Below are 26,153 nucleotides of genomic sequence, written 5' to 3'. Positions count from 1 at the left end.
GGGTCAGCCCACCGGGACGCCCGGGTTGACCAGGGCGGTGCCGCCGGTGACGGTGTTGTCGGCGGTGACGGTGGTCGGGCAGTCGGCGGAGTAGTTGGTGACGTCGATCGCGTACTTGGCGGCGTTGGTGCCGTTCGCGCCGGTCAGGTCGGAGGCGTTGCCGCGGAAGACGGTGCGGCAGCCCCAGCCGGGCTGCTGGGTGTGGGTCTGGTAGCCGTCGTTCATGGTGCGCACGCCGGTGTTGTTCTCGATGACGTAGTCGTTGCCCTTCACGTCGACCCAGGAGTCGTCGTAGTTGACGTTCGTCAGCCCGTTGCCGTCGAAGCGGTTGCCGGAGACCAGGCCGCCGGTGGTGCCCTCCTTGAGGTCGATGTTCTCGCCGCCGATGCCGGGGCCGATGGTGTTGCCGACGATCTGCACGTAGTCGCTCTTGTCGGTGAGCGTGTTGGCGGTGCCGACGTAGACGCCCTCGCCCTTGCCGTCGTGGGCGGTGCCGGTGTCGTGGACGGTCGAGTTGCGCAGCACGCCGTGGCTGGAGGAGTTGCGGAAGTGCACGCCCTCCATGGTGGTGTGGTGGACCGTCACGCCGTCGAGCACCACGTAGTCCGAGGAGTCGACCATGATGCCCTTCTGGGCGTTGGTGACGGTGATGCCCCGGACGGTCCAGTAGGGGGCGTTGGCCAGCGAGAGGCCGTAGCCGCCGCCGGTGGAGGTGGTGAGGACGGCGTTCGGCGAGCCGGTCAGGGTGATCCGGGCGGCGGCCGTGCCCGGCGTGGTGATCTTGAAGTTGCCGGTGTAGGTGCCGTCGGCGAGCTGGATGGTGCGGCCGGGGACGGCGGCGCTCAGCGCGGCCTGGAGCTCCTTGGCGGTGCCGACCCGCACGGTGTCCCCGGACGGGGACGCGGAGCCGGACGGGGACGGGGTCGGGGTGGGGGCGGACGGCGACGCGGAGGCGGTGGCGGACGGGGAGGGCGTGGCCGGGGCGGAGGAGGAGGGCGGGGTGGACGGGACGGCGCCGATGGCGGTCAGCGAGACGTCGTCGGCCTGGTAGGGGCTGCCGTACCAGCCGCTCAGCGTGACGGTGACCCGGGTGGTGCCCGGGCCGGTGGTGAAGGTGCGGGTGAGCTGGGTCCAGCCGGTGGCGTTCGCCCAGGTGGAGGTGGACACGCCGGTGCCGGAGGCGGCGAGGGTGACGTACGAGCCCTTCACCCAGGCGCTCAGCGCGTAGCCGGTGTTCGGCTGGACGGTGACGCTCTGGCTGCACGGCGCGAGGTCGCCCGCGCCGGGGGCGGCGGAGAGCGCGGCGCCGCCGGAGTGCGGGGCCGAGGTGGTGGTGGCGGCGGTGCCGGCGCAGCTCCAGGGGGAGAGCGCGGCGGACTCGAAGCCGCCGTTGCCGAGGAGTTCGGTGGCCGCGCCCGCCTGGGCGGGCAGCAGGGCGAGGACGGCGGAGCCCAGGGCCAGGACGGCGGCCGCCGTGGCGCCGCGGTGGGTGCGGTGCGTCATGAAGGTTCGCTCCGATGCGGGGGAAAGAGCGGTGCGGGGCATGTGCACGGCCAATTTGGACTAGACCAATACGGGGCGTCAATGGGCGTGCACCGACCGGGTGCGGGACCGGGCGTCAATGGCGCCGGACCGGGAACCGTCCGAAGATGGGGGGACCGGATCACCCACCCGAGGTGCAGCGCATGGACAGTCGGCGGTTGCCGAACATCGACGGCGTCGCGGCGGCCCTGGTCGACGGCGACGGACGCGTCGTCGGCTGGACGGCCGCCGCCGAGCAGTTGCTCGGCCTGCCCGCCGCCCAGGTCACCGGCCGTCCGGTCCGCGAACTGCTGGCCGACGGCCCGGCCGACGCCGGCGCGCTCGGCAGGCGGACCGGCGAGGTCCGGCTGCGCACCGGCGGCGGCGCCCCGCTGGAGGTCGCCTACCAGGTGCTCCCGCTGGCGGGCGAGCACGACGAGGTCCGCGCCCTGGTGCTGGCCACCCCCGCCGACACCGTCGCCCGCCGCCAGCAGGACGAGGCGTTCACCCGGGAGCTGTTCCTGCAGGACCGGATCGGCCTGGCCTTCTTCGACGCCGACCTGCGGCTGCTGCGCACCAACACCCACCTGCTGCCCTACACCGGCCTGCCCGCCCACCTGGCCGGGCACCGGCTCGGCGACTTCCTGCACCCGCAGGACGCGCGGGCCGCCGAGGCGGTCCTGCGCGGCGTGCTGGCCACCGGCGAGCCGGTGGTCCGCGCCGAACTGCCGATCCGCACCCTGGACGACCCCGGGCCGGCCGTGGTGATGGAGATCCAGGCGTTCCGGCTGCAGGCCCCCGACGGGACGCTGATCGGGGTGGCCGCGCTGTTCGGCGACGTCACCGAACTGCACCGCTACCGGCGGCGGGCCGACGTGCTGCACCGGGCCACCGCCGCCGTCGGCGGCTCGCTCTCGGTGGCCGGCACCGCCGAGGACCTGGCCGGCGTCCTGGTGCCCGGCCTCGGCGACCGGGCCGAGGTGGACATCGCCGAGGCCGTCTTCACCGGCGACGAACCGGTGCCCGGCGCCGACGGACTGCTGGCCGTCCGCCGCACCGCCACCGCCGGGCCGCCCGGACCCGACAGCCGCCCGCTCGGACCGCTCGGCCGCGAACGGCTCGCCCGCACCCCCGCCGCCACCGCCGGACCGCTCTCGATGAGCGCCCCGCTGCACGCCCGCAGCGGCCCGCTCGGCCGGGTCACCGTCCGCCGCGGCGAGGACGAGGGCCCGTACGAGGCCGAGGACCTCGAACTGCTCCGGGAGATCGCCGCCCGGGCCGCGCTCGCCCTGGACAACGCCCGCCGCTACACCCGCGAGCACCGGGCCGCCGTCGGCCTGCAGCGCTCGCTGCTGCCGCCCGCCGAGACCGCGGTGCCCGCCGCCACCACCGCCAGCGTCTACCGGCCCACCGACACCGCCACCGGCGTCGGCGGCGACTGGTTCGACGTCATCCCGCTCTCCGGCGCCCGGGTCGCCCTGGTCGCCGGGGACGTGGTCGGCCACGGCCTGCAGGCCAGCGCCACCATGGGCCGGCTGCGCACCGCCGTGCGCACCCTCGCCGACCTCGACCTGGAACCCGACGAGCTGCTGGTGCACCTGGACGACCTGGTCTCCCAGCTGGTCGTCGAGGGCAGCGAGGAGGAGCGCGAGCGCGGCGTCGCCGACCCCTCCGGGGCGACCTGCGTGTACGCCGTCTACGACCCGGTCTCCGGGATCTGCCAGGCCGCCAGCGCCGGGCACCCGCCGCCCGCGCTGGTGCACCCCGACGGCCGGGTCGAGTACCTGCCGGTCAACCCCGGGCCGCCGCTCGGCGTCGGCGGGCTGCCGTTCGAGACCGTCGAGTGCGCGCTGCGCGCGGGCAGCGTGCTGGCGCTGTACACCGACGGGCTGATCGAGGGCGGCAACGGCGGCGACCTCGACGAGGGCATGGACCAGCTGGCCGCCCGGCTCGGCGAGGCCGACCTCGGCGGGGACCTGGCGGCGGCCGGCCGGTCGATCGTCGCGGAGATGTCCACCGCGGGGCTGAGCGACGACGTGACGCTGCTGCTGGCCCGGCTGCACCCGGTGCCGCCGTCGGACACCGCCGTCTGGACCATCGACGCCGACCCGTCCGCCGTCGCCGGGGTGCGCGAGGCCGCCACCCGGACGCTGGAGGGGTGGGGGCTGGACGAGCTGGTGTTCACCACCGAGCTGGTGCTCAGCGAACTGGTCACCAACGCGATCCGGTACGCGGGCGGCCCGGTGGTGGTGCGGCTGATCCGCTCCTCGGTGCTGACCTGCGAGGTCTCCGACCCCAGCTCCACCCAGCCGCGGATGCGCCGGGCCCGGCTCACCGACGAGGGCGGCCGCGGCCTCTACCTGGTCGCCCAGCTGACCGAGCGCTGGGGCAGCCGCTACACCCGGGGCGGCAAGACCATCTGGGCCGAGCAGCCGATGGGGCCCGACTGAGCGGACCCGCCGCCGCTCAGCCGGCGGCGCCGACCGGCTCCGCCGCGCCCGGCGCCCGCTCCGCGGTGCCCTGCTTGGCCTCGCGGCGGGCCAGCACCACCAGGCCGACCGGGATCAGCGCGGTGAACAGCCACCACTGGACGGCGTACGCCATGTGCGGGCCGATGTCGGAGTGGCCGGGCTCGGCGAGCGGCTCGGGGGAGGGGCCGGCGGCGGGCCGGGAGGAGGCGAGCTCCAGGTAGCCGCCGAGCACGGCGGTGCCCGCGTACTTCGCCTGCTCGGCGGTGTTGATCACCTTGAACATCCGGTCCGGCAGGCCGCCGCGGTTCTTCACGCCCAGCGAGGCGTACGTCTCGTCTGCGCGCAGCCGCCCGGTGACGGTGACCTCGCCGGACGGCGGGGCGGGGACGTCGGGGATGCTGGCGGCGTCCGCGGCGGACTCCACCCAGCCGCGGTTGACCAGGACCGAGCCCTTGCCGTCGGCGAGCACCAGCGGGGTGACCACGAAGTAGCCGATGGTGGAGCCGCCGGGCTCGGTGCGGCCGCGGATCACCACCTCGCGCCCGGTGTCGTAGCTGCCGGTGGCGGTCACGGTGCGCCACACCTCGCCGGACGGGACGGACCAGCCGGGGGAGGAGAGCGAGTCGAAGGCGACCGGGGTGCTGCCCAGGTTCCGCGCCACCAGGTCGTTGCGGGCCACCCGGGCCTCGTGCCGGTGGTACTGCCAGAAGCCCAGCTTGATCATGGCGGGGACCAGCACCGCGGCCACCAGGACGATGACCGCCCAGCGCACGGACAGCAGGAATCGGTACACACCCGGCACGCTAACCCTCCTTACCGGCGCGTCAGGCACCGGGGTGCGGCGCGACCTCGCGCAACAGCTGCAGGAAGGCGTCCTCGCCGACCACCGGGGTGCCCAGCTCGCGGGCCTTGCGGGCCTTGCCGCTCCAGGAGCCGGGCTCGTTGGTGACCAGCAGGCTGGTGAGCCGGCTCACCGAGGAGGCGATGTGCAGGCCGGCCTCGGTGGCCCGGTCCTCCAGCAGCTCGCGGTCGGTGGCGGTGTCGCCGGTGATCGCCACCCGCATGCCCTGCACCAGCGGCGAGCCGTCCACCCAGCGGCCCGGGTTCGGGTACGGGCAGGCCGGGCGCTTGCGGCCGGGGCGGTAGGAGGAGCTCCAGGAGCCGCGGGCCGGGGCGGAGGCCGGTCCGGCGGCACCGGCGTCCTCACCGAGGTCGCTGACCGCGACGCAGGCGGTCAGCGGCAGCGGGACGCCGCCGCTGCGGGCCAGCTCCAGCGCGGGGCGGAACACCTCGGCCAGCACCCGGGCGTCGTCCAGCGCGTGGTGGGCCTGGCGCTGGTGCACGCCGAAGTGCGCGGCCAGCGAGGAGAGCTTGCCGTTGGGCAGCGGCAGCCGCAGGTCGCGGGCCAGCACCATGGTGCACAGCCGCTGCTCGACCGGGGCGCGCAGGCCGGCCCGGGAGAACTCGCGGGAGATCATGTTCCAGTCGAACAGCGCGTTGTGGGCGACCAGCACCCGCTCGCGCAGCCGCTCGGCGAACTCGGCGGCGACCTCCGGGAAGGTCGGCGCCCCGGCCAGCACCTCGCTGGTCAGGCCGTGGATCCAGACCGGTCCCGGGTCCCGCTCGGGGTTGACCAGGGTGTACCAGTGGTCGGTGACCTCGCCGTCCGGGTCGAGCTGGTAGACACCCGCCGAGATGACCCGGTCGGAGCGGCCGAGACCGGTGGTCTCCACGTCGACCACGGCGAACCCGCGCCCGGCGCCCCCGTCGGGGCCGGTGCGCGGTGCCGGGAGCGGCGAGGACGGGAATGGCGCGTACATAACGCACCACTTTACGGGGAACGGCGGGCGGCTCCGGACGGCTCCGGCCGGAATAGTGCGGGCGGGCGGTGCCTTGGCACTGGAGACGCGGGTGCGGACACCCGCGCTGAACCACAGAAACGAAGGACACCCCTCATGCGCGCCACCGTGATCCACGGCCCCCAGGACATCCGGATCGAGGAGGTGCCGGACCCGCGGATCCAACGGCCCACCGACGTCGTGGTGCGGGTGCTGAACGCCTGCATCTGCGGCAGCGACCTGTGGGCGTACCGGGGGGTCGCGAAGCGCGAGGCCGGGCAGCGGATCGGGCACGAGTTCCTGGGCTTCGTCGAGGAGGCCGGCGCCGAGGTGCGCGGCTTCGCGGTCGGCGACCTGGTGGTGGCCCCGTTCGTCTGGTCGGACGGCGTGTGCGAGTACTGCCGCGAGGGCCTGCAGACCTCCTGCCCGCACGGCGGCTTCTGGGGCACCCCCGGGTCGGACGGCGGGCAGGGCGAGGCGGTCCGGGTGCCGTTCGCGGACGGGACGCTGGTGAAGCTGCCCAAGGAGGCGGCCGGGGACGAGAAGCTGCTGCCCGGGCTGCTGGCGCTGTCCGACGTGATGGCCACCGGGCACCACGCGGCGGTCTCGGCGGGCGTGCGGCCCGGGGCGACGGTCGCGGTGGTCGGCGACGGCGCGGTCGGGCTGTGCGGCGTGCTGGCCGCGCACCGGCTCGGCGCGGGCCGGATCATCGCGCTCGGCCGGCACGCGGGCCGCACCGCGATCGCCCGCTCCTTCGGCGCCACCGACGTGGTGCCCGAGCGCGGCGAGGCGGCGGTCGAGGCGGTGCGCGAGCTGACCGGCGGGCAGGGCGCGCACGCGGTGCTGGAGGCGGTCGGCACCGAGGAGTCGATGCGCACCGCGCTCTCGATCGCCCGGGACGGCGGCGCGGTCGGCTACGTGGGCGTGCCGCACGGCGGCAGCGCGGGCGTGGACATCGGCCAGATGTTCAACCGGAACGTGCAGCTGCGCGGCGGCGTCGCCCCGGCCCGGGCGTACATCCCCGAGCTGCTGCCGGACGTGCTCTCCGGGGCGATCGACCCGGGCGCGGTGTTCGACCGCACGGTGGGCCTGGACGGGGTGCCGGAGGGCTACCGGGCGATGGACGAGCGGACGGCGCTGAAGGTCCGGATCGCGTTCTGAGGTCCACCGGGCGGGTGGCCAACTACCCGCCGAACGGCTCAAGTTGAATGATCATTGCACCGGGGTGGCCGCAAAACGGCCGCCCCGGTGGCGTGTTCTGGTCAGTTTTCGGCCACATCGCGTGGGGAAGCTTCTCGGCGCCCGCCGCTGGATCTAGCATGCAGCGCACTCAATGTGACGTCACTCACGTCCATCTGATCGTCCGTCGCACCGAAGACGTCAGGAGTCCCCGCGTGGCACCCCCGCCCGAGACAGCCCCCGAATCGTTCCAACGTATCGAGGAGTCACCGGAGTTCCGGCAGCTGAGGAGCTCCTTCCGGAACTTCGCATTCCCGGTCACGGCCGGATTCGTCCTCTGGTACCTGCTGTACGTCCTGCTCAGCTGCTACGCCCCCGGCTTCATGAGCACCAAGGTCGTCGGCAACATCAACCTCGCGCTGGTGCTCGGCATCCTGCAGTTCGTCAGCACCTTCGCCATCGCCGCCTGGTACGCCAGGTTCGCCGACCGGCAACTGGACCCGCGCGCCGCCGTCATCCGCGGCCGCGCCGACGCCACGCTGCCCGCCCAGCCCACCGAGCACACCGCCGTGGCCGAGGAGGCCGCCGAATGATCCAGCTGGCCACCTCCGCGGGCGACCACCGGACCCTGATCATGTCGCTGTTCGGGGTGTTCGTCCTCGCCACCCTCGGCATCACCCTGTGGGCCGGCCGCAGCACCCGCGACGCCTCCGACTTCTACGCCGGCGGCCGCAGCTTCACCGGCTTCCAGAACGGACTGGCGATCTCCGGCGACTACATGTCCGCCGCGTCCTTCCTCGGCATCACCGGCGCCATCGCGCTCTCCGGCTACGACGGCTTCCTCTACTCCATCGGCTTCCTGGTCGCCTGGCTGGTCGCCCTGCTGCTGGTCGCCGAGCCGCTGCGCAACTCCGGCCGCTACACCATGGCCGACGTGCTGGCCTTCCGGATGCGCCAGCGGCCCGTCCGCACCGCCGCGGGCATCTCCACCATCGTGGTGTCGATCTTCTACCTGCTGGCCCAGATGGTCGGCGCCGGCTCGCTGGTCGCCCTGCTGCTCGGCGCCCAGGGCGACGCCGCCAAGCGCTGGGTGATCGTCGCGGTCGGCGCGCTGATGGTGCTGTACGTCGTCATCGGCGGCATGAAGGGCACCACCTGGGTGCAGATCATCAAGGCCGTGCTGCTGATCCTCGGCGCCGGGCTGATGACCGTCCTGGTGCTCGCCAAGTTCCACTTCAACCTGTCCGAACTGCTCGGCTCCGCCGCCAAGGCCAGCGGCAGCGGCGACAAGTTCCTGCAGCCCGGCCTCAAGTACGGCACCAACGGCACCACCAAGCTCAACTTCCTCAGCCTCGGCATCGCCCTGGTGCTCGGCACCGCCGCGCTGCCGCACATCCTGGTGCGCTTCTACACCGTGCCCACCGCCCGCACCGCCCGGAAGTCGGTGCTCTGGTCGATCGGCATCATCGGCGTCTTCTACCTGATGACGCTCGCCCTCGGCTTCGGCGCCGCCGCCCTGGTCGGCCGCAAGGCGCTGGCCGCCGACAAGTCCGGCAACACCGCCGCCCCGCTGCTCGCCGAACACCTCGGCGGCGGCGCCGGCACCACCGGCGGCGCGGTGCTGCTCGCGGTGATCTCCGCGGTCGCCTTCGCCACTATCCTGGCCGTGGTCGCCGGACTCACCCTGGCCTCCTCGTCCTCCTTCGCCCACGACCTCTACGCCAACGTGATCCGGCGCGGCAAGGCCACCGAGAAGGAGGAGGTCGCCAGCGCCAAGTTCGCCGCCGTCGCGATCGGCGCGATCGCCATCCTGCTGTCGATCTTCGCCGACAAGCTGAACGCCGCCGCCCTGGTCGCGCTGGCCTTCGCGGTCGCCGCCTCCGCCAACCTGCCCACCCTGCTCTACTCGCTGTTCTGGAAGCGGTTCAACACCACCGGCGCGGTCGCCTCCACCTACGCGGGCCTGATCACCTCCGTCGGCCTGGTGGTCTTCTCCCCGGTGGTCTCCGGCAACGCCAAGGCACTGATCCCCGGCAGCTCCTTCGACTGGTTCCCGCTGGAGAACCCCGGCCTGGTCTCCATCCCGGTCGGCTTCCTGGCCGGCGTGATCGGCACCTACCTCTCCCGGGAGAAGGCCGACCCGGCGAAGTACGCCGAACTGGAGGTCCGCTCGCTCACCGGCCTCGGCGCCCACTGAGCGAACACCTCCCCGGCGGTGTCCGGGAGCGGAGTTAAGCTGGCCCGGCCACCGCACGGTGGCCGGGCCAGCGGGCTTCTTTCGGGCTTCTTCCAGGAAAGGCGGGCGCCGGAATGCTCCTCGACACCTACGGACGGCAGGCCGTCGACCTGCGGGTCTCGCTCACCGACCGGTGCAACCTGCGCTGCACCTACTGCATGCCCGAAGAGGGCCTCGACTGGCTCGGCAAACCCGAACTGCTCACCGACGAGGAGATCGTCCGCCTCGTCGCCCTCGCCGTCGGCGAACTCGGCGTGCGCGAGGTCCGCTTCACCGGCGGCGAACCGCTGCTGCGTCCCGGGCTGGTGGCGATCATCGCGGCCTGCGCCGGGCTCGCACCCCGGCCGGAGATCTCGCTCACCACCAACGGCATCGGCCTGGCCCGGATCGCGCCCGCCCTGCGGGACGCCGGGGTCGACCGGGTCAACGTCTCGCTCGACACCCTCGACCCCGACACCTTCGCCCGGCTCACCCGCCGCAAGCGCCACCAGGACGTGCTGGACGGCCTGGCCGCCGCCGAGGCCGCCGGGCTGCGGCCGGTCAAGCTCAACGCCGTCCTGATGCGCGGCGTCAACGACCACGAGGCCGCCGACCTGCTGGCCTGGGCGATCGAGCACCGCTACCAGCTGCGCTTCATCGAGCAGATGCCGCTGGACGCCCAGCACGGCTGGGACCGGAGCCGGATGGTCACCGCCGAGGAGATCCTCGAACTGCTGCGCACCCGCTTCGAGTTGACCCCCGAACCGTCCGCCGCCCGCGGCGCCGCCCCGGCCGAGCGCTGGCTGGTCGACGGCGGCCCGGCGACGGTCGGCGTGATCGCCTCGGTCACCCGCCCGTTCTGCCGCGCCTGCGACCGCACCCGGCTCACCGCCGACGGCCAGGTCCGCAACTGCCTGTTCGCGGCCGGCGAGACCGACCTGCGCGGCGCGCTGCGCTCCGGCGCGAGCGACGCCGAACTGGCCGAGCTGTGGCGGGCCGCGATGTGGGGCAAGAAGGCGGGCGCGGGCATCGACCAGCCGGAGTTCCACCAGCCCGAGCGCCCGATGTCGGCGATCGGCGGCTGAAGGGCCCTCGCGGGGCGTTCCGGCGGGAGCCGGGCCTTCGGACGGGAGGCCGTCGGCGGCCGCGCCGGGGACGGGCCGGAGCCCGGGGCTGCCGGAGGTGCGGCGGCCGGATGATCCGCCGTTCCCGGCCCGAAGCAGCACGGGCCCTTCGGTGGGGTCCGGCCGGCAGCAGCCCGGACCCGCCGTTCCCCGGGCCCCTGGCGGGGCCTTCCTCAGTCGCGGTTGTGGAGCGCCTCCAGGCCGACCAGGTCGTCCGGGCGGGCGTCGGGGACCCGCTCGTCGAAGTGGGCGAAGACCGGCAGGCGGCGCAGCACCAGACCGGTGGCGATCAGGACGAGCGCGAACAGGACGTACGTCAGGCCGAGGCCGCGGCCCGGGCCGGTGCCGATCAGGTGGCCGACGGTCGGGGCGAGCGCCCCGCCGGGCTCCAGGGCGGGCTGGAGCAGCGCGGCGGTGCCGGGGCCGAGCAGCACGAAGCCGACCGGCATCGTGCACCAGGCGAACAGCGCGTTCACCGCGAAGGCCCGGCCGTGGAAGCGGGCCGGCACCTTCACCTGGACGATCGTCGCGTACACGGTGTTCATCACGGTCAGGCCGAGGAACATGCCGAACACGCCCGCCCCGACCAGGGCCGTCGACGGGCGCAGGCCGGTGACCAGGCAGCCCGCCGCCATCAGCAGGAACGCGCCCAGCACGCCGCGCATCCGGTGCCGGGACGGGCCGCCCCACACCGCCATCAGGGTGCCGCCCAGGACGATGCCGAAACCGCCCGCCAGCGAGACCCGGGCGACGTCGGAGAGCGAGCCGAAACCCAGCACCAGCGGCTGGAAGAAGATGAACAGCGGCCCGACCAGCAGGTTCGTCCCCGCGAAGAAGAACAGCATCGCGCGCAGCCCCGGCGTCCCGAGGGCGAGCCGGAACCCGGCCCGCAGCTCGGCGCCGACGCTCTCCCGGCGGCTCCAGCCCAGCGTGCGGGGGAAGCGCAGGGCCGCGGTGACGGCGATCGCCACCCCGTAGCTGCACACGTCGGCGATCAGGATGCCACGCAGGCCGACCGTGGCCAGCGCCGTCGTCGCCAGCAGCGGGACCGCGAACTGCACCACGCCGCCGCCCGCCTGGACCAGGCCGTTGGCGTGGCCGAGGAAGCGCTTGGGGACGAGCTGCGGGACGGCGGAGGACCAGGCGATCCGCTGGAAGGTCAGGGCCACCGACAGCACCGTCATCAGGACGTACACCGCCGGGCGGTGCAGCGCCCCGGCGAGCAGCAGGGCCAGCATCGCGGCCTGGGTGGCGCCCGCGGCGGTGTCGGCGGCCAGCATCACGGCCCGGCGGCTGTAGCGGTCGGCGACGGTGCCCGCGAGCGGCGCGGCCAGCAGGCCCGGGACGAGGGCGAGCGAGGAGAGCAGGGCGAGCTGGAGCAGCGAGTCGCTGCTCAGGTAGAGCCACAGCGGCAGCGCGAACTCGGTGGTGGCGGTGCCCGCCATCGACACCAGCTGGCCCGCGGCGACCGCCAGGAAGCGCGGCATGCCGGGCGCGGGCGCCTTCGCCCTCGCCCTGGCGGCGGTGGCGGGTGGCGCGGCGGCGGCGCGGGAGACGTCGGCCAGGTGCCAGGTGGGCTCGCCGGCGGGGGCGGGCGGGGTGTCGGCGGGCAGCTCGCGGTGGACGGTGGTGAGGATCGCGGAGACCTCCGCGGCCCGGTACTTCAGGAAGTAGTGGCCGGCCTCGGCGAGCACCACCAGGGCGGTGGTGCCGGAGAGGAAGTGCCACTCGCGGAAGCGCTCCCCGTGGTAGTCGGTGATGTCGTCGCGCTCGCCGACCACCGAGATCACCGGCGCCGACAGCGGGGTGACGCCGCCGGCCAGCAGCCCGGTGAAGTACTCCTCGGCCTGCTCGCTGTCGGCGCGCATGTCCCGCACCAGGCGGCGGGCGGTGGCCGGGTCGACGTCGTCCAGGCTCAGGCCCAGCGAGGTCAGCCAGTCGCGGTAGCGGCGGTCGCCGGTCAGCCGCTCCATCCGGGTCATCAGCCGCGCCACCGGGCCGCGCGGCCGGGCGAACGGGAAGATCGCGCCGGTGTACACCGCTTCCACGGCCCGGCCGTCCGCCTCCAGGGCGAGCGCCAGCGCGACGGCCAGCGCCCCGCCGACGCCGCAGTGCCCGTACACCGCGACCGGGCCGCGGACGTGCTCGCGGACCTCGGCGACGGCCGCGGCCACCAGCTCCGGGAAGGCCGCCCGGCCCTCGGAGCGGCCCATCTCCTCGCCGGTGCCCGCCAGCGCGAACAGGGCGTGGCCGGGCGGCAGGGCGTCGGCGAGCGGCTGGTAGACGGCCGCGCTGCCGCCGCCGTACGGGACGCACAGCAGGGTCAGCACCGGCTCGGCGGCCTGCCGGGGCGTCAGCTCGTGCAGGACGCGGGCCGGGCCGCGGTCGGCGGCGGGGGTGGCGGCCAGCGCGGCCAGGGCGCGGACGGTGGGGTGCTTGAACAGGTCCATCAGGGACAGGCCGGCGGCGTCCGGGAGCGCGGTGCGCAGCCGGGCGACCACCTTGATGCCGAGCAGCGAGTGGCCGCCCAGGTCGAAGAAGTCGTCGTCCCGGCCGGGCAGCGGGACGCCGAGCACCTCGGACCAGACCCCGGCGACCACCCGCTCGGCGTCGGTGGCCGGTTCGACGCGGTCGGCGCCCGGGGCGGTCGGGGCGGGGGAGGGCAGCGCCCGGCGGTCGAGCTTGCCGGTGGCGCCGACCGGCAGCGCGTCCAGGACGACGTACGCGGAGGGCAGCATCGAGTCGGGCAGCGAGCGGCGCAGGCCCGCGCGCAGGACGGCGGGCGCGGTGTCGGCGCCGCTGCCGTCCGGGACGGTCCAGGCGACCAGGCGGCGCACGCCCGGCCGGTCCTCGCGGACCGCGACGGCGGCCTCCCGCACGCCCGGCAGGGCGCGCAGCGCGGCCTCGACCTCGCCGGGCTCGATCCGCAGGCCGTGCAGCTTGACCTGCTGGTCGGTGCGGCCCAGGTACTCGACGGTGCCGTCGGGCCGGTGCCGGGCCAGGTCGCCGCTGGCGTACATCCGGGAGCCGGGCGGGCCCCACGGGTCGTCGCGGAAGCGCTCGGCGGTCAGCTCGGGCCGGTTCAGGTAGCCGAGGGCGACCCCGGGGCCGGCGATGTGCAGCTCGCCGGGCAGCCCGGCGGGCACCGGTCGGCCGTGCCGGTCCAGCACGTACACCCGCATGTTCTGGATCGGCCGGCCGATCGGGGTGCGGCGGACGCCCGCCAGGTCCGCCGGGGTGCACGTCCAGGCCGTGCAGTCGACGGACGCCTCGGTCGGGCCGTACAGGTTGTGCAGGCCGGCGCCGGGCAGCCGCTCCAGGGTCTGCCGGGCCAGGTCGGCGGGCAGCTCCTCGCCGCTGCAGACCAGGGTGCGCAGGCCGGTGCAGCGCTCCACGCCCTCCTCGGCGAGGAAGACGGCGAGCATCGACGGCACGAAGTGCGCGGTGCTGACGGCGTGTTCGCGGATCGCGTCGCGCAGGTACGCGCCGTCGCGGTGGCCGCCCGGGCGGGCCATCACCAGGCGGGCGCCCTCGCGCAGCGGCCAGAACAGCTCCCACACCGAGACGTCGAACGCCGCCGGGGTCTTCTGCAGCACCGCGTCGGCCGGACCGATCGGGTAGGCGCGCTGCATCCAGTCCAGCCGGTTGTCGATGCCCCGGTGCGAGCAGAGCACGCCCTTGGGACGGCCGGTCGAACCCGAGGTGAAGATCACGTACGCCGGGTCGTCCGGCCCGGCCGGCCGCAGCGGGCGGCGCTCGGCCGGGGGTCGCCGCAGCGCGGCGTCGTCCAGGGACAACAACCGCGTGCCGCGGGGGAGTTCGGCCGGCAGCCGGTCGCGCAGGGCGTCCTGGGCCAGCAGCGCCCGGGGGGCCGCGTCGGCGAGCATGCCGGACAGCCGCTCGGCCGGGGAGTCCGGATCGAGCGGCAGGTACGCGCCGCCCGCCTTCAGCACGCCCAGCAGGGCGGCCACCAGCTCGGCCGACCGCTCGGCGCAGACCGCGACCACGCTGCCCGGACCCACCCCGGCGGCGGCCAGGTGCGCGGCCAACGTCGAGGCCCGCTCGTCCAGTTGGCGGTAGCTGAGCCGCTCGCCGGTGGCGTCGACGACCAGGCAGGGCGCGTCCGGGGTGGCGGCGGCCCGGGCCTCGAAGCGGCCGTGCAGGGTGCCGGGTTCGAGCTCCAGGGCGGTGTCGTTCCACTCCTCCAGGGTGGTGCGCAGTTCCTGAGGGTCCGTCAGGTCGAGCAGGGAGAGCGGGAGTTCGGGATGCCGGACGACCTGGCGCAGCAGGCGCTGGAACAGCTCGGCCAGGCGGGCGATCGTGCCGGGCTCGAACAGGTCGGAGCTGTAGGTGAAGTAGCCGTGCAAGCCCTCGTCGGTGTGCCGCAGGTACAGCTCCAGGTCGAACCGGGTCGAGCCGGTGGTGAACGGCTGGTGGCCGACCTCCGGGCCGCCGTCCGCCGGACCGGCCTCGGCGCGCTCGTAGTTGAGCAGCGTGAACGAGGTCTGGAACACCGGCGTCCGGCTCGGGTCGCGCGGCAGCGCCAGCTCCTCGACCAGTTGCTCGAACGGCATCTCCTGGTGGGCCAGGTCGGCGACGAACCGCTCCCGGACGTCCGCCAGCAGGCCGGTGAACCCCGGGTCGCCCGACAGGTCCGCGCGCAGCGCCAGGACGTTCGCGAACAGGCCCACCAGCGGCTCCAGCTCGGGCAGCGTCCGGCCCGCCACGGTCGAGCCGACCGCGAAGTCGTCCTGTCCGCACCAGCGGCCCAGCAGCGCCTGGTAGGCGGCCAGCAGCGTCATGTACGGCGTCGCGCCGTGCGCCGCGCCCAGCGCCAGCACCGCCCGGCTGGTCTCCGCGTCCAGCGCGATGCCGTGGCCCGCGCCGCGCAGCGTCGGCACCGCCGGGCGCGGACGGTCGGCGGGCAGGTCCAGCGGCGGGACGCCGGCCAGCCGGCCGCGCCAGTGGTCCAGATCGGCCCGGCGCACCTCGCCCCGGTAGCGCTCGCGCTGCCAGGCCGCGAAGTCGCCGTACTGCACCGGCAGTTCGGGCAGCGGGACGTCCCCGCCCGCCCGGTAGCCGGCCAGCAGCCCGCGCAGAAACAGCTCGCTGGACCAGCCGTCCGAGACGATGTGGTGCTGCACCACCACCAGCACGTGGTCCTGCTCCTCGGCCCGCAGCAGGGCCGCCCGCACCACCGGGCCCGCCGCCAGGTCGAACGGCCGGCCGGTCTCCTCCCGCACCCAGGCGTCGAGCTGCGCCTCCCGGTCCGCCGGGGCCAGGCCCGGCGCGACCGCCCTGACCTCCAGCCGGACGCCGCCCGGCGGGTCGACCACCACGGTCGGCGTGCCGTCGGCCGCCGCCGGGAAGCGCATCCGCAGGCTCTCGTGCCGGGCCACCAGCCGCTCCAGCGACGCCGACAGCCGCTCCGGGTCGAGCGGGCCGCGCAGCCGCACCACCAGCGGCACGGTGTAGGCGGTGCTGTCCGGGACGAACTGGTCCATGAACCACAGGCGTTCCTGCGCGAAGGACAGCGGCGGCGCGGTGCCCTCCGGGCGGCGCGGCACCGCCGCCACCGGGGCGGCGGTGCGGGCGCGGCGCAGCCGGCGGGCGAGCAGCTCGGCGCGGGCGTCGGCGGCGGGCGTGCGAGCGGTGGCGGCGGTGTCGGGGGTGCCGGCGGGCGTGGAGGCGGGCGTGGGGGCGGTGGCGGGGGTGGTGGTCATGCGGCCGGGGCGCCTTCCTGGAGCGGTGCGCGTACTTCGCTGACGGCGGGATGGGTGGTGTCACGCGGTGGAGGCCGCGCGAGGGGTGTCACGCGAGGGGAGCGTGCGGTGGGGGCGTGTGGTGGGGTCATGCGGTGGGGGCAGGCGGCGGGGTCAGGCGGTCGGGGCGCCCTCGTCGATCAGGGACCGCACCTCGTCCTCGCTGAGCGCGTCGATCTCCGCGAGCAGCAGCTCCTCGACGGCGGCGGCCGTGCCGGCGACCGTCGGCGCGGCGAACAGCACCCGGACCGGGAGGTCGAGTTCGAGCGCGGCGCGCAGCCGGGCCAGCACCCGGACCGCGAGCAGCGAGTGGCCGCCGAGCGCGAAGAAGTCGTCGTGCACGCCGAACCGGTCCGGATCCAGCCCCAGCACCTCGGACCAGACCTCGGCGACCAGCAGTTCGGCATCGGTGTCCGGCGCGACCCGCGCCGCGGCGCCGTCCTCCGGGGCGACGGCGGTGGCGGGGGAGGGCAGCGCGGCCCGGTCGAGCTTGCCGCGGACGGTCAGCGGCAGGCGCTCCAGCGGCAGACAGACGTCCGGGACGAGGTGGGCGGGCAGCACGGCGCGCAGGCGCAGGCGCAACTCCTCGCCGTGCGGCGGGTGTCCGGCCCGGGAGGGGACCACCCAGGCGGCCAGCAGCTGCCGGCCGGCCTCGTCGTGCAGGTCCACCACGGCCTGCGCGACGTCCGGCTGCGCCAGCAGCGCGGCCTCCACCTCGGCGGGCTCCACCCGGTACCCGCGCACCTTGAGCTGGCGGTCCCGGCGGCCGAGGAACTCCAGCGCACCGTCCGGCCGCAACCGGGCCAGGTCTCCCGTCCGGTACATCCGGCCGCCGGTGAACGGGTCCGCGGCGAACCGCTCCGCCGTCAGGTCGGGGCGGCCCAGGTAGCCGTCCGCGAGACCGTCCCCGCCCAGCCACAGCTCGCCGGGCACCCCCGGCGGCACCGGGCGGCCGCCGTCGTCCAGCAGGTGGGCGACGGTCGCGGCGATCGGACGGCCGATGCCCGGGCGGGCGGCCGCGTCGGCCGGGCCCAGCCGGCAGGCGGTGGCGATCACCGCGGCCTCGGTCGGGCCGTAGGTGTTCCACAGCTCGACCCGGTCGCCGAAGCGCTCCCGCCAGGCCGCGACCGCGGTCGGCGCCACCTGGTCGCCGCCCAGCACCACCGTGCGCAGCGCCGGGGGCCACGGGACGGCCGGACCGGCCGCCACCAGCTCCTGCCAGTACGCCGTCGGCAGGTCGAGCACCGTCAGGGTGCGGCCCTGCGGACCGCCCAGCCAGTCCGGCAGCTCGGCCGACGGCACCGGCAGCAGGACCACCTCGGCGCCGTGCGCCAGCGCGGGGAAGACCTCCTCCACGTGCGTGTCGAAGCCCGGCGAGGCGAACTGCAGCACCCGCTCGCCCGGGCCCAGCCCGTACGCCGCGCCCATCCAGCGCACCCGGGCGAGCAGCGCCCGGTGCGGGACGGCCACCGCCTTCGGCTCGCCGGTCGAGCCGGAGGTGTAGAGGACGTAGGCCGGACCGGCGGGCGACGGGAGCTCGAACGGGCCTTCCGTGGCGGCGGGTCGCGGCGCGTCCAGCGGGTCCTGGCGGGCGGTGGGCAGGCCGGTGTCGACCTCCGGGGCGTCCGGGGTGGCCAGGACGGCGGTGGCGCCCGCGCCGTCCAGCATGGCGCGCAGGCGCGGCGCGGGGAGGGCCGGGTCGAGCGGGAGGTAGGCGCAGCCGGCCAGCAGGATGCCCAGCATGCCCGCCAGCAGCTCGGCGGAGCGGGCGCCGTACAGCCCGACCGGCGTGCGCGGGAGCGCTCCCACAGCGCGGACAGCGGCCGCCGCCCGGTGCGCCCCGGCCATCAACTCCTGGTAGCTGAAAGCCCGTTCGCCGTCCCGGAGGGCGACCGCGGCCGGGGTCAGGGCGGCCTGCCGCAGCAGCAGGTCGAGCACCGTCTCCGGGTCGTCCGGCACGCCGTCCGGGCCGCGCAGCAGCGCCCCCCGCTCATCGGGAGCCAGCAACGACAGCTCGCCGAGCGGCAGTTCGGGCCGGGCCAGGGCGTTTTGGGCCAGCACCGGGAGGCGGTCCAGCAGGGCCTGCGCGGCGGCGGCGTCCAGCACCGCCGGGTCGTACGCCAGCAGCAGGTGCAGGCCGCCGCCGGCGGCCGGCCAGGCGTCCAGCGAGGTGTCGAAGGGCGTCGGCGCGGGCAGACCGGCCAGGTCGTCCACCCGGAGCGGACCGGCCTCGGCGGGCTGCCCGGCGGCGGACTCGGTGTGCAGGTTGAACCAGTGCCGGAACAGCTGCCGCTGCCCCTCGCCGCGCGCCGTGCCCAGCGCCCCGAGCAGCCGCTCGTACGGGACCTGCGGGTGCGAGAGCGCGCCGGTGACGGTCGCCCGGGTGCGCTCCAGCAGGGCGGCGAAACCGGCCCCGCCGCCGAGATCGGCGCGCAGCGGCAGGACGGCCGTGAAGCAGCCCACCAACCGCTCGTCCGCCCGGCGCTCGCGCCCGGCGGTCGGCGCGCCCACCACCAGGTCCGACTGCCCGGTGTGCCGGCCCACCAGTAGCTGGTAGAGCGCCAGCCAGGCCATGAACGGCGTGCAGGAGTGCCGCCGGGCGAAGTCCTCGACCTCGGCCGCCGCGGCGGCGTCCACCTCGGCCCGCACCCAGTGCGCCCGCCCGTCCGCGGCCGGAACGGACGGCGTGCTGCCCGGCGGCAGGCCCCGGCCGGGCGGCGCGGCGAGCTCGGCCGCCCAGTACGCGGCCGCCCGGTCCGCCGCCGGGCCCTCCGCACGGGCCCGCTGCCACATCACGTGGTCGCCGAACCCCTCCGGCAGCGCCGGCAGTCGCGGCTCGCCGCCGTCCGCCACCGCCCGGTGCGCGGCCAGCAGTTCGTCCAGCAGCAGCCGGATCGACCAGCCGTCCGACACCAGGTGGTGCGCCGCCAGCAGCAGCACGTGCGCCCACTCGCCCGTCCGGTACAGCTCGACCCGCAGCAGCGGCCCGTCCTCCAGCGCGTACGGCCGCCCGCCGGACGCCTCGGCCAGCCGCAGCGCGGCGGCCTCCGGGTCCGGCTCGGCCCGCAGGTCGTGCAGCGGGACGGGGACCTCCACCCGGCCGGCGACCCGCTGCACGGGCACGCCGTCCACCTCCCCGAACGACGTCCGCAGCGGCTCGTGCCGGGCCACCACGGCGGCCACCGCCCGGCGGAACGCCTCCGGGTCGAGCGGGCCGGTCAGCCGGCGCAGGGTGACCAGGTTCTCCGAGACGTCCGACGGGTCCACGCGCTGCAGGAACCACATCCGCTGCTGGCCCGGCGTCAACGGGTACTCGCGGTCAGACATGCTGCTGCTCCTCGGTGAGACGGGCCAGCACGGCGCCGAAGCCGGCCGGGGTGGGGGACTCGAAGAACGCCGAGGCCGGGACGTCCACGCCGAACCGCTCGGCGATCCGGGCGGCGATCCGCACCACGGCGAGCGAGTCCCCGCCGCAGGCGAACAGGTCGTCCTCGTCGCTGACCCCCTCCCGGCCCAGGACCTCCGCCCACAGGGCGCGCAACTCCGCGACCGGGCCGGTGGCTCCGCCCGCCGCCGGGCCCCCGCCTGCGGCCTCCGCCCGGACGGAACGGGCCGGCGGCGCGGCGGGCGGCCGCCACGGCTCGGCGGTCCGGACACCGCTCAGCGCGGCCTGCGGACGGTCGGCCAGCAGCGTCAGCAACTCGACCAGCGCGTCCGCGAACCCCGCCACCGCCGGGCGGGCGAACCGCTCGCACGGGTACGTCAGCACCAGCTCCGCGCCCTCCGGACCGACCCCCGCCGCCAGCACCAGGTCGTACGCGCTGCCGTCGACCTCCTGCCCCCACGGCGCGGCGGCCAGGCCCGCCCCCCACCCCGCGTCCGGACCGTCCGCCGCGACCTCCGTGCGCTCCACGAACAGCACCTGGAACAGCGGGTGCACCCCGGGCGCGCGGCGCGGGGCCACCGCCGAGACGATCCGGTCGAACGGGGCCGCCTGTGCCAACCCCGCCGCCAACGCCTCCCGCACCCGCGGTGCGAACGCACGGAACGCCGGATCGTCCGCCAGCGACACCCGCAACGGCAGCAGATCCGTGAAACACCCCACCACGGCGTCCAGTTCGGCGTGCGGACGGCCGCCCGACACCACGCCCACCGTCACCTCCCGGCGCCCCGCGCACCGCGCCAGCAGCACCAGGAACCCGGCCAGCAGCACCGAGTGCCCCGTCAGCCGCGCCCCGTCGCCGACCGCCCGCAGCCGCTCCACCACCGCGCCGGGCACCCGGACCGGGACCGTCGCGGTGCGGCGGCCGCCGCCGGGCCCCTTCGGAGCGTCCAGGCCGAGCTCCAGCACCGGGGGCGCGCCGTCCAGCAGGTGCCGCCAGTACGCCAGGCGCTCCGGCAGGACGCGGTCCAGCCGGGAGCGCGACCAGGCCGCGTAGTCCGCGTACTGCGGGCGGTCGTCGGCGGGGGACGCGCTGTCAGTGGGGGACGCGCCGTCGGCGGGGGCGCCGCCGGTGCGGTAGGCCGTCGCCAGTTCGGCGGTCAGCAGGTCCGCGGAGCGGGCGTCCGCCGCGATGTGGTGGCACACCAGCAGCAGCCGGTGCCGGTCGGCGGCCAGCCGCAGCACCGTCAACCGCAGCATCGGCCCCGCCGCCAGGTCGAAGCGGTGCCCGCCCGCCTCCACGGCCAGGGCGGCGGCCAGCGCTTCGCGCTCCGGCTCCGGCGCGAAGGAGAGGTCCACCAGGTCGATCAGGGCAGCGGACTGGTTGGGTGTCAGGGGAGCATCGGGGCGGAACTGGACAGGCTCGCCGTCGACCTCCGCGTAGCGCGTCCGCAGGATCGGGTGCCGGTCGACCACCCCGGCGAGCGCGGCCGTCAGCCGGTCCAGGTCCAGCGGTCCCTCCAGCGCCAGACCCGCCGTCACCGGCGGCGACGCGTCCGGGCCGCCGATCCGCTCCGCCAGCCACAGCCGGCGCTGCTCCGCCGAACACACCACCGGACGGCCGTCCCGCGGCAGCCGGGGCACGCCCCGGACCGCCGAGCTCTGCCGGCGCGCCGCGAGCAGGCGCGCGGCGAGGACGCGCCGGTCGGCGGAGGCGCTGGAGGGGGAGGCGCTGGAGGGGGAGGGGGCGGTGGGGGCCGAGCCGTCGGCGAGGGCCTCCGGCGGGGCCGGGCGGTGCCCGGGCACGGGCGCGGGGGAAGTCGTCGGGCCGCTGGTGGCGGCCTCCGGCGGGGCGGTGGGACCGGTGACGGGGGCGGGCGGGTTCACAGGCCCTCCCCGGCGAGTCGGTGCGGGTCCTCCAGCAGGGCCTTCACGCCCGTCAGCAGGGACGTCACCTGGCGGCCGTTCAACAGCCGGTGGTCGAACGCCGCGCCCAGGTGCACCAGGCTGCGGGCCCGGAAGCCCGCGCCGTCCGGGTCGGGCAGCACGACGGTGCGCGGGGCCGCCAGCGACAGCGCGCAGGCCTGGCCGGGGAACACCACCGGCAGCGCCAGGGCGACGCCCGGGTCGGTGTGCAGGGTCAGCGTGATGTTGGCGCCCTGCAGGTCGCGATCACGGAAGGCGCCGCGCAGCGCGGCCATCCGGTGGGCCATCATGGCCCGGGACAGCTCGCCCAGCGAGGACCGGTCGGCGTCGCGCAGCACCGGCACGAACAGGCCGGCGCCCAGCTCGAAGGTCACCCCGATGTGCGCGCCGGGCACCAGCCGGGTGCCCGTCCCGTCGGCCGTCAGCGCCGCGAAGCAGGCCGGATCGGTGGCCCGCCGGGTGGCCAGCGCGGCCGCCGTCAGCTCGGCCAGGCCCACCAGGCTGCCGACCGCCGCCGCGAGTTCACGGCCGGCGGCGAGCGCGTCGGTGACGTCCACGTCCACGGCGGTGAACGCCGCCGGCACCTCGCGGTGCGCGGCGGTGACGGTCGCCGCGACGGCGCGCTGGTTGCGGGACAGCGGGGCGAGCACCGTCCCCGGCGGGTCCTGTGGGTCCCGCGCTGCCTGCGGGTCCTGCGGTGCCTGCGCTGCCTGTGGGTCCTGCGGCGCCTGCGCTGCCTGCGGGGTGGGGGTCTCGGTCCGGGGCCGCTCCGCGCCCCGGTCCGCCGGCTGCTCCGTCGCCGCGAGTCGCGCCGCCAGCAGGTCGACCTCGGCGCGGCGCACCACCGGCACGTCCAGCGCGAGCGCCGCCGACTCGGGGATGCCGAGTTCGGCCAGCCGGGCCCGGGCCGGGGCGGTCAAGACCGGGCCCCCGGCGGCGGGGGCGGGGGAGTCGGCGGACGGCGCCTGGGAGTCGGCGGACGCTGCCGGACAGCGCCGGGCCGCGTCCAGGGAGGCCGCGTCGGGGTGCAGCCGGGCCAGCAGTTCGCCCGGCGCGCACTCGCGGCCCGCCGGGACGAGCAGTTCCAGCAGCCCGTCGGCCGGTGCGGCCAGTTCCTCGACCGCCTTCGAGGTCTCCACCTCCAGCAGCGGCTCGCCCTCGGCGACCTTCCCGCCGTCCTCGACCAGCCACCCCAGCAGGGTGTACGCCGCGTCGTTGGTGTTGACCTTCGGCATCCGGTACTCGGTCACCGTCACCGCTCCTCTCCGCGCTCCGTCGACGCGTGCTCCGTCGACGCGTGCTCCGTCGACGCGTGCTCCGCCGACGCCTGTTCCGCCGACACCTGTTCCGCCAGCGCGCGGACCGCCCGCCGGATGTCCTCGTCCCGGACGAACACCTCGTCCTCCAGGTGCGGCGCCGCCGGTACCGGCCGGTCCGCCGCCGTCAGCACCCGCACCGGCGCCCGCAGCACCGACCAGAGCCGGGTGTGCAGAGCCTGCGCGACCTCCGTCCCCCAGCCCGCGCCGGGGGTGCCGTCCTCCACCACGACCACCGCCGGGGCCCGTCCGCACAGCTCGGCCAGCCGGTCGGCGTCCAGCGGGTACAGCCGGGCCGGGACCAGCAGGCGCACGCACAGCTCGTCCTCCAGCAGCAGCGAGCGCAGCGCGCCGACCGCCCGCCGGGCCAGGCCGCCCGGGGCGATCACCACCGCGTCCGGCCGCTCCACGCCGGCCGGGCCGACCACGGCCGTGCCCAGGGCCGAGCCGCCGTCCAGCCGCCAGCGCAGCACCTCGTCGACCGTGTCGCCGGTGAACCGCCGCTCGGCGTACAGCACCTTGTCCTCGAACAGCACCGACGGGTTGCCGGTGGAGAGCGCGTGCCGGACCAGCGGCACCGCGTCGTGGAACGGGCTCAGCTCGTACAGGTCCAGGTCGGGGACGCCCATCAGGTGTTTCTGCGGGCTCTGGCTGTGCGTCGCCCCGTACCCGCGCCGCCCGCCGACCGGGCAGCGCACCAGCAGCGGCACCGGCACCCGGCGGCCGTACATGGAGACCGACTTGGCGGCGAAGTTCACCAACTGGTCGAAGGCCAGCGTGACGAAGTCGCCGAACATCATCTCGACCACCGCGCGCTCCCCGGCCAGCGCCAGGCCCGCGCCCACCCCGGTGATCGCGCCCTCGCTCAGCGGCGTCGACCGCACCCGCTCGCCGAACCGGGTGGACAGGCCCCGGGTCACCTTGAACGCCCCGCCGTACGGGTCCGACACGTCCTCGCCGAGCAGGTGCACCGACGGGTCGGCGGCCATCAGCTCGTGCAGCGCCCGGTTCAGGTTCTCGGCGACCCGCTCCGGCACGGCGGGAGCGGACGGCGGCGGCACCGGCGTCAGCCGCGGCGCGGCGGACGCGGCGCGGGCCCGGCCGTCCGACGGCGGGCGGGACAGCACCTCCGCCACCAGGGCGTCCACCAGCGCCGACTGCTTGGCGTCCCAGGCCGCGAACCGCTCCTCGGACGCGCCCGCCCGGGCCCGGTGCCAGTCGCGCGCGCCGAGCTCCGCCAACTCCTCCGCGCCCCGGGTGTCGTCGCCCTTGCTGTGCGGGCCCAGCCGCGGCACGTCCAGCTCCACCACCAACGGGCCGCCGCCGGAGCGCACTTGCTCCAGCAGCGGAGCCAACTCGGCGCGCAGTTCGGCCACTTCCGACGTCGACGAACGGTGGTGGGCGATGCCGAACGCCGCCGCCCGGGCCCCGATGCTGCCCGCCAACTGCCGTTCGGTCGGCGTGGACTGGGCGATGCCGTTGTGCTCCACCAGCACGACCAGCGGGGTCCGCCACAGCGCCGCCAGGTTCAGCGCCTCGTACACCGCGCCCTCGCCCCAGGTGCCGTCCCCGACGAACGCCAGCGCCAGCGCCCCCGCCCCGTCCCGGGCCCGGCGCAGCGCCGCGCCGACCGCGACCGGCAGGCTCTCGCCCTGCACGCCCGTGGAGAGGAACCCGCCCGTGTACAGGTGCTGACTGCCGCCCGCACCGCCGCACACCGCGCCCTGCCGCCCCAGCACCTCGGCGAGCAGCCCCTCCGCGTCGCCGGTCAGCGCCAGGTAGTGGCCGTGGCCCCGGTGGTTGCTGAACACCATGTCCGCCGCGCCCAGCAGCGGCGCCAGCGCCACCGGCACGTACTCCTGGCCCAGGCAGGTGTGCGTGGTGCCGCTGACCAGGCCCTCGCCGAACAGCCGCAGCAGCGCCAGCTCGACGTGCCGGATCAGCAGCAGCGCGGCCAGGTCCGCGTCGTCCGGCTCCGGGGCGGGCGGGGGGTTGAGCACGGCGGTCACTCCTCGGTCGTGGTGGTGGCGGCGTTCCGCCGACGGGCGGCCAGCAGGCGCAGCGCGGCGGCGCGGTCGAGCGGTGCCCCCGGCGGTGTGGCCGGCGGTGCCTCCGGCGGTGTGGCCGGCGTCCCGGACGGCAGCGGTTCGGCCAGGCAGCGTTCGAAGGCGTCCGGGTCGAGGCCGTCGACGAACGCCAGCGCGGCGGAGCGGGACGCGGCGGACTGCTCCGCGTAGTGCGCCGGATCGCCGAGCAGTGCGTCGAGCGCCGCCAGCCACGGCTCCAACTCCTGCTCGGGCACGACCGGTTCGGGCCGGGCCGCGCCCGGCTCGCGGCGGTACGCGGTCACCGGCCGGACCGGCAGCGAGCCGGGCACGCCCAACTTGGCCTCCAGCAGCCCCCCGACCGCCGAGGCCAGCACCGGCACGCCCCGCAGCATCGCCTCCACGCAGGTGTAGCCGAAGGTTTCGTCCCACAGCGAGGGCATCAGCAACACCCCCGTTCGGGACAGGACTTCGTCGATGTCGTCCACCGGCGGGATCACGGTGACGTTCGGCCGGCGGGCCAGCTCGGCCCGGTCGGCGGCGTCCGCGCCCCAGGTCGGGACGGCCAGGAACGGCACCTCCGGCCGGGCGTCGGCCAGCCCGAGCAGTACCGAAATGCCTTTGTAGCCACAGGGGTTGACCATTGTCACCGCGCCCTGCCCGGCCCGCCCGAGGTGCGGGAACGGCCCCGTCCCGTACACCTGCGGACGCACCACCTCCGCCGCCAGCCCCGCGTGCTCGCGCAGGTACGCCGCCGCGGCGTCGCTGACCGCGATCAGTCGGGCGGCCCGCCGCACCAGCCGCGTCCCGGCCTCGCTCGGATGGAACGCCCCCGGTCCGAACGGCAGTTGCTGGATCGTGTGGACCAGGTACACCACCCGGTCCGGGGTCGCGGCGAGCGCCGCACCGAGCATCAGGTGGCCCGGGTCGTCCCCGGGGACGAGGGTCCGGTCCGGGCGCAGCCGATCGGCCACCGCGCGGACGGTCCGGGGCAGCAGGGACGGCGAGCGCACCGCGTGCACCGTGACGCCGCGGTGGGTGTAGACGACGGTCTCCCCGTCGTCGGAGCGGACCACCGCGCCGCGCTCGACCAGCGCCCGGACGGCCCGCCCGGCCTCGACGGTGGCCAGCGCGCCGGTCAGCGGGCCGACCACCTCGCAGCTGTGTCCGCGCGCGGCCAGCCGCTCCAGCAGCAGCCGGTTGGAACGGTTGGCCCCGCCGTGCGACGGCAGGTGGATCAGGTTCTGGGCGAGCAGGATCCTCATCGGGCCTCCTCCGGCACCGGCGTTCCGGCGGCGCGCCGCTCGCGCAGGCGGGCGTGCAGCCGGGCCCGGTCGGCGGGGGACAGGCCGTGCAGCGCACGGGGCCGCGGCC

The 26,153-nt window shown here is 76.1% G+C and carries 14 protein-coding genes and 1 pseudogene; 5 read left to right on the top strand and 10 right to left on the bottom strand.

Annotation, left to right across the window (positions count from 1 at the left end):
* Positions 1 to 3 precede the first annotated feature (3 nt).
* Both ACWEO5_RS25910 and ACWEO5_RS25905 read right to left on the bottom strand, forming a co-directional pair.
* Positions 4 to 1,020: a right-handed parallel beta-helix repeat-containing protein gene (locus ACWEO5_RS25910; protein ID WP_452164657.1), complete on the bottom strand. Its 1,017-nt coding sequence runs from the start codon at positions 1,018 to 1,020 to the stop codon at positions 4 to 6.
* 57 nt (positions 1,021 to 1,077) lie between these two features.
* A pseudogene (locus ACWEO5_RS25905) lies at positions 1,078 to 1,503 on the bottom strand (carbohydrate binding domain-containing protein); the annotation flags it as partial.
* Positions 1,504 to 1,685: 182 nt separating this feature from the next.
* Here ACWEO5_RS25905 and ACWEO5_RS25900 point away from each other — a divergent pair.
* Entirely contained in the window at positions 1,686 to 3,971 is a 2,286-nt protein-coding gene (locus ACWEO5_RS25900) for a SpoIIE family protein phosphatase (protein WP_344552235.1), read from the top strand.
* A 16-nt stretch (positions 3,972 to 3,987) separates the two neighbouring features.
* Here ACWEO5_RS25900 and ACWEO5_RS25895 read toward each other — a convergent pair whose 3' ends face one another.
* Together ACWEO5_RS25895 and ACWEO5_RS25890 are read right to left on the bottom strand one after the other, a co-directional pair.
* Positions 3,988 to 4,785 carry an SURF1 family cytochrome oxidase biogenesis protein gene (locus ACWEO5_RS25895; RefSeq protein ID WP_452164650.1) on the bottom strand — a complete coding sequence of 266 codons (798 nt, stop codon included), beginning with the start codon at positions 4,783 to 4,785 and terminating at the stop codon, positions 3,988 to 3,990.
* Between the two features lie 31 nt (positions 4,786 to 4,816).
* A complete protein-coding gene (locus ACWEO5_RS25890; protein ID WP_452164649.1) occupies positions 4,817 to 5,812 on the bottom strand; it encodes a DEDDh family exonuclease in 996 nt (331 codons plus the stop codon).
* A gap of 135 nt (positions 5,813 to 5,947) precedes the next feature.
* Between ACWEO5_RS25890 and ACWEO5_RS25885 the strand changes: the two genes are divergently transcribed.
* The 4 genes from ACWEO5_RS25885 (at position 5,948) to moaA (ending at position 10,309) form a co-directional block, all read left to right on the top strand.
* The gene (locus ACWEO5_RS25885) at positions 5,948 to 6,991 is read left to right on the top strand and encodes a zinc-dependent alcohol dehydrogenase family protein (RefSeq protein ID WP_452164648.1); all 1,044 of its coding nucleotides are present in this window, start codon (positions 5,948 to 5,950) and stop codon (positions 6,989 to 6,991) included.
* 233 nt (positions 6,992 to 7,224) lie between these two features.
* Entirely contained in the window at positions 7,225 to 7,602 is a 378-nt protein-coding gene (locus ACWEO5_RS25880) for a DUF485 domain-containing protein (RefSeq protein ID WP_344552231.1), read from the top strand.
* Entirely contained in the window at positions 7,599 to 9,206 is a 1,608-nt protein-coding gene (locus ACWEO5_RS25875) for a solute symporter family protein (protein ID WP_452164647.1), read from the top strand. Before ACWEO5_RS25880 ends, ACWEO5_RS25875 begins: the two co-directional genes overlap by 4 nt.
* Positions 9,207 to 9,319: 113 nt before the next feature.
* On the top strand, positions 9,320 to 10,309 hold the full coding sequence (gene moaA, locus ACWEO5_RS25870; protein ID WP_452164646.1) for a GTP 3',8-cyclase MoaA: 990 nt from the start codon (positions 9,320 to 9,322) through the stop codon (positions 10,307 to 10,309).
* Between the two features lie 212 nt (positions 10,310 to 10,521).
* On the opposite strand, the gene ACWEO5_RS25865 is transcribed toward moaA, so the two are convergent.
* The 6 genes from ACWEO5_RS25865 to ACWEO5_RS25840 form a co-directional block, all read right to left on the bottom strand.
* Complete coding sequence (locus ACWEO5_RS25865) at positions 10,522 to 16,071, bottom strand: non-ribosomal peptide synthetase/MFS transporter (protein ID WP_452164645.1); 5,550 nt, start codon at positions 16,069 to 16,071, stop codon at positions 10,522 to 10,524.
* A gap of 153 nt (positions 16,072 to 16,224) precedes the next feature.
* A complete protein-coding gene (locus ACWEO5_RS25860; protein WP_452164644.1) occupies positions 16,225 to 19,437 on the bottom strand; it encodes an amino acid adenylation domain-containing protein in 3,213 nt (1,070 codons plus the stop codon).
* On the bottom strand, positions 19,430 to 21,379 hold the full coding sequence (locus tag ACWEO5_RS25855) for a condensation domain-containing protein (protein ID WP_452164643.1): 1,950 nt from the start codon (positions 21,377 to 21,379) through the stop codon (positions 19,430 to 19,432). Before ACWEO5_RS25855 ends, ACWEO5_RS25860 begins: the two co-directional genes overlap by 8 nt.
* Entirely contained in the window at positions 21,376 to 22,668 is a 1,293-nt protein-coding gene (locus tag ACWEO5_RS25850; RefSeq protein WP_452164642.1) for a 2-oxo acid dehydrogenase subunit E2, read from the bottom strand. The genes ACWEO5_RS25855 and ACWEO5_RS25850 overlap by 4 nt, the downstream gene beginning before the upstream one ends.
* A gap of 2 nt (positions 22,669 to 22,670) precedes the next feature.
* The gene (locus ACWEO5_RS25845) at positions 22,671 to 24,734 is read right to left on the bottom strand and encodes a dehydrogenase E1 component subunit alpha/beta (protein WP_452164641.1); all 2,064 of its coding nucleotides are present in this window, start codon (positions 24,732 to 24,734) and stop codon (positions 22,671 to 22,673) included.
* A 5-nt stretch (positions 24,735 to 24,739) separates the two neighbouring features.
* Complete coding sequence (locus tag ACWEO5_RS25840; RefSeq protein ID WP_452164640.1) at positions 24,740 to 26,044, bottom strand: glycosyltransferase family 4 protein; 1,305 nt, start codon at positions 26,042 to 26,044, stop codon at positions 24,740 to 24,742.
* Positions 26,045 to 26,153 lie beyond the last annotated feature (109 nt).

Source organism: Kitasatospora sp. NPDC004272 (assembly GCF_053603035.1).
This window is presented reverse-complemented; position numbering and strand designations above follow the sequence as displayed.

Coding starts and splice junctions, on each gene's coding strand:
- ACWEO5_RS25900 (WP_344552235.1), top strand. CDS start 1,686: ATGGACAGTCGGCGGTTGCCGAACATCGACGGCGTCGCGGCGGCCCTG.
- ACWEO5_RS25890 (WP_452164649.1), bottom strand. CDS start 5,812: ATGTACGCGCCATTCCCGTCCTCGCCGCTCCCGGCACCGCGCACCGGC.
- ACWEO5_RS25885 (WP_452164648.1), top strand. CDS start 5,948: ATGCGCGCCACCGTGATCCACGGCCCCCAGGACATCCGGATCGAGGAG.
- ACWEO5_RS25875 (WP_452164647.1), top strand. CDS start 7,599: ATGATCCAGCTGGCCACCTCCGCGGGCGACCACCGGACCCTGATCATG.
- moaA (WP_452164646.1), top strand. CDS start 9,320: ATGCTCCTCGACACCTACGGACGGCAGGCCGTCGACCTGCGGGTCTCG.
- ACWEO5_RS25865 (WP_452164645.1), bottom strand. CDS start 16,071: ATGACCACCACCCCCGCCACCGCCCCCACGCCCGCCTCCACGCCCGCC.
- ACWEO5_RS25860 (WP_452164644.1), bottom strand. CDS start 19,437: ATGTCTGACCGCGAGTACCCGTTGACGCCGGGCCAGCAGCGGATGTGG.
- ACWEO5_RS25840 (WP_452164640.1), bottom strand. CDS start 26,044: ATGAGGATCCTGCTCGCCCAGAACCTGATCCACCTGCCGTCGCACGGC.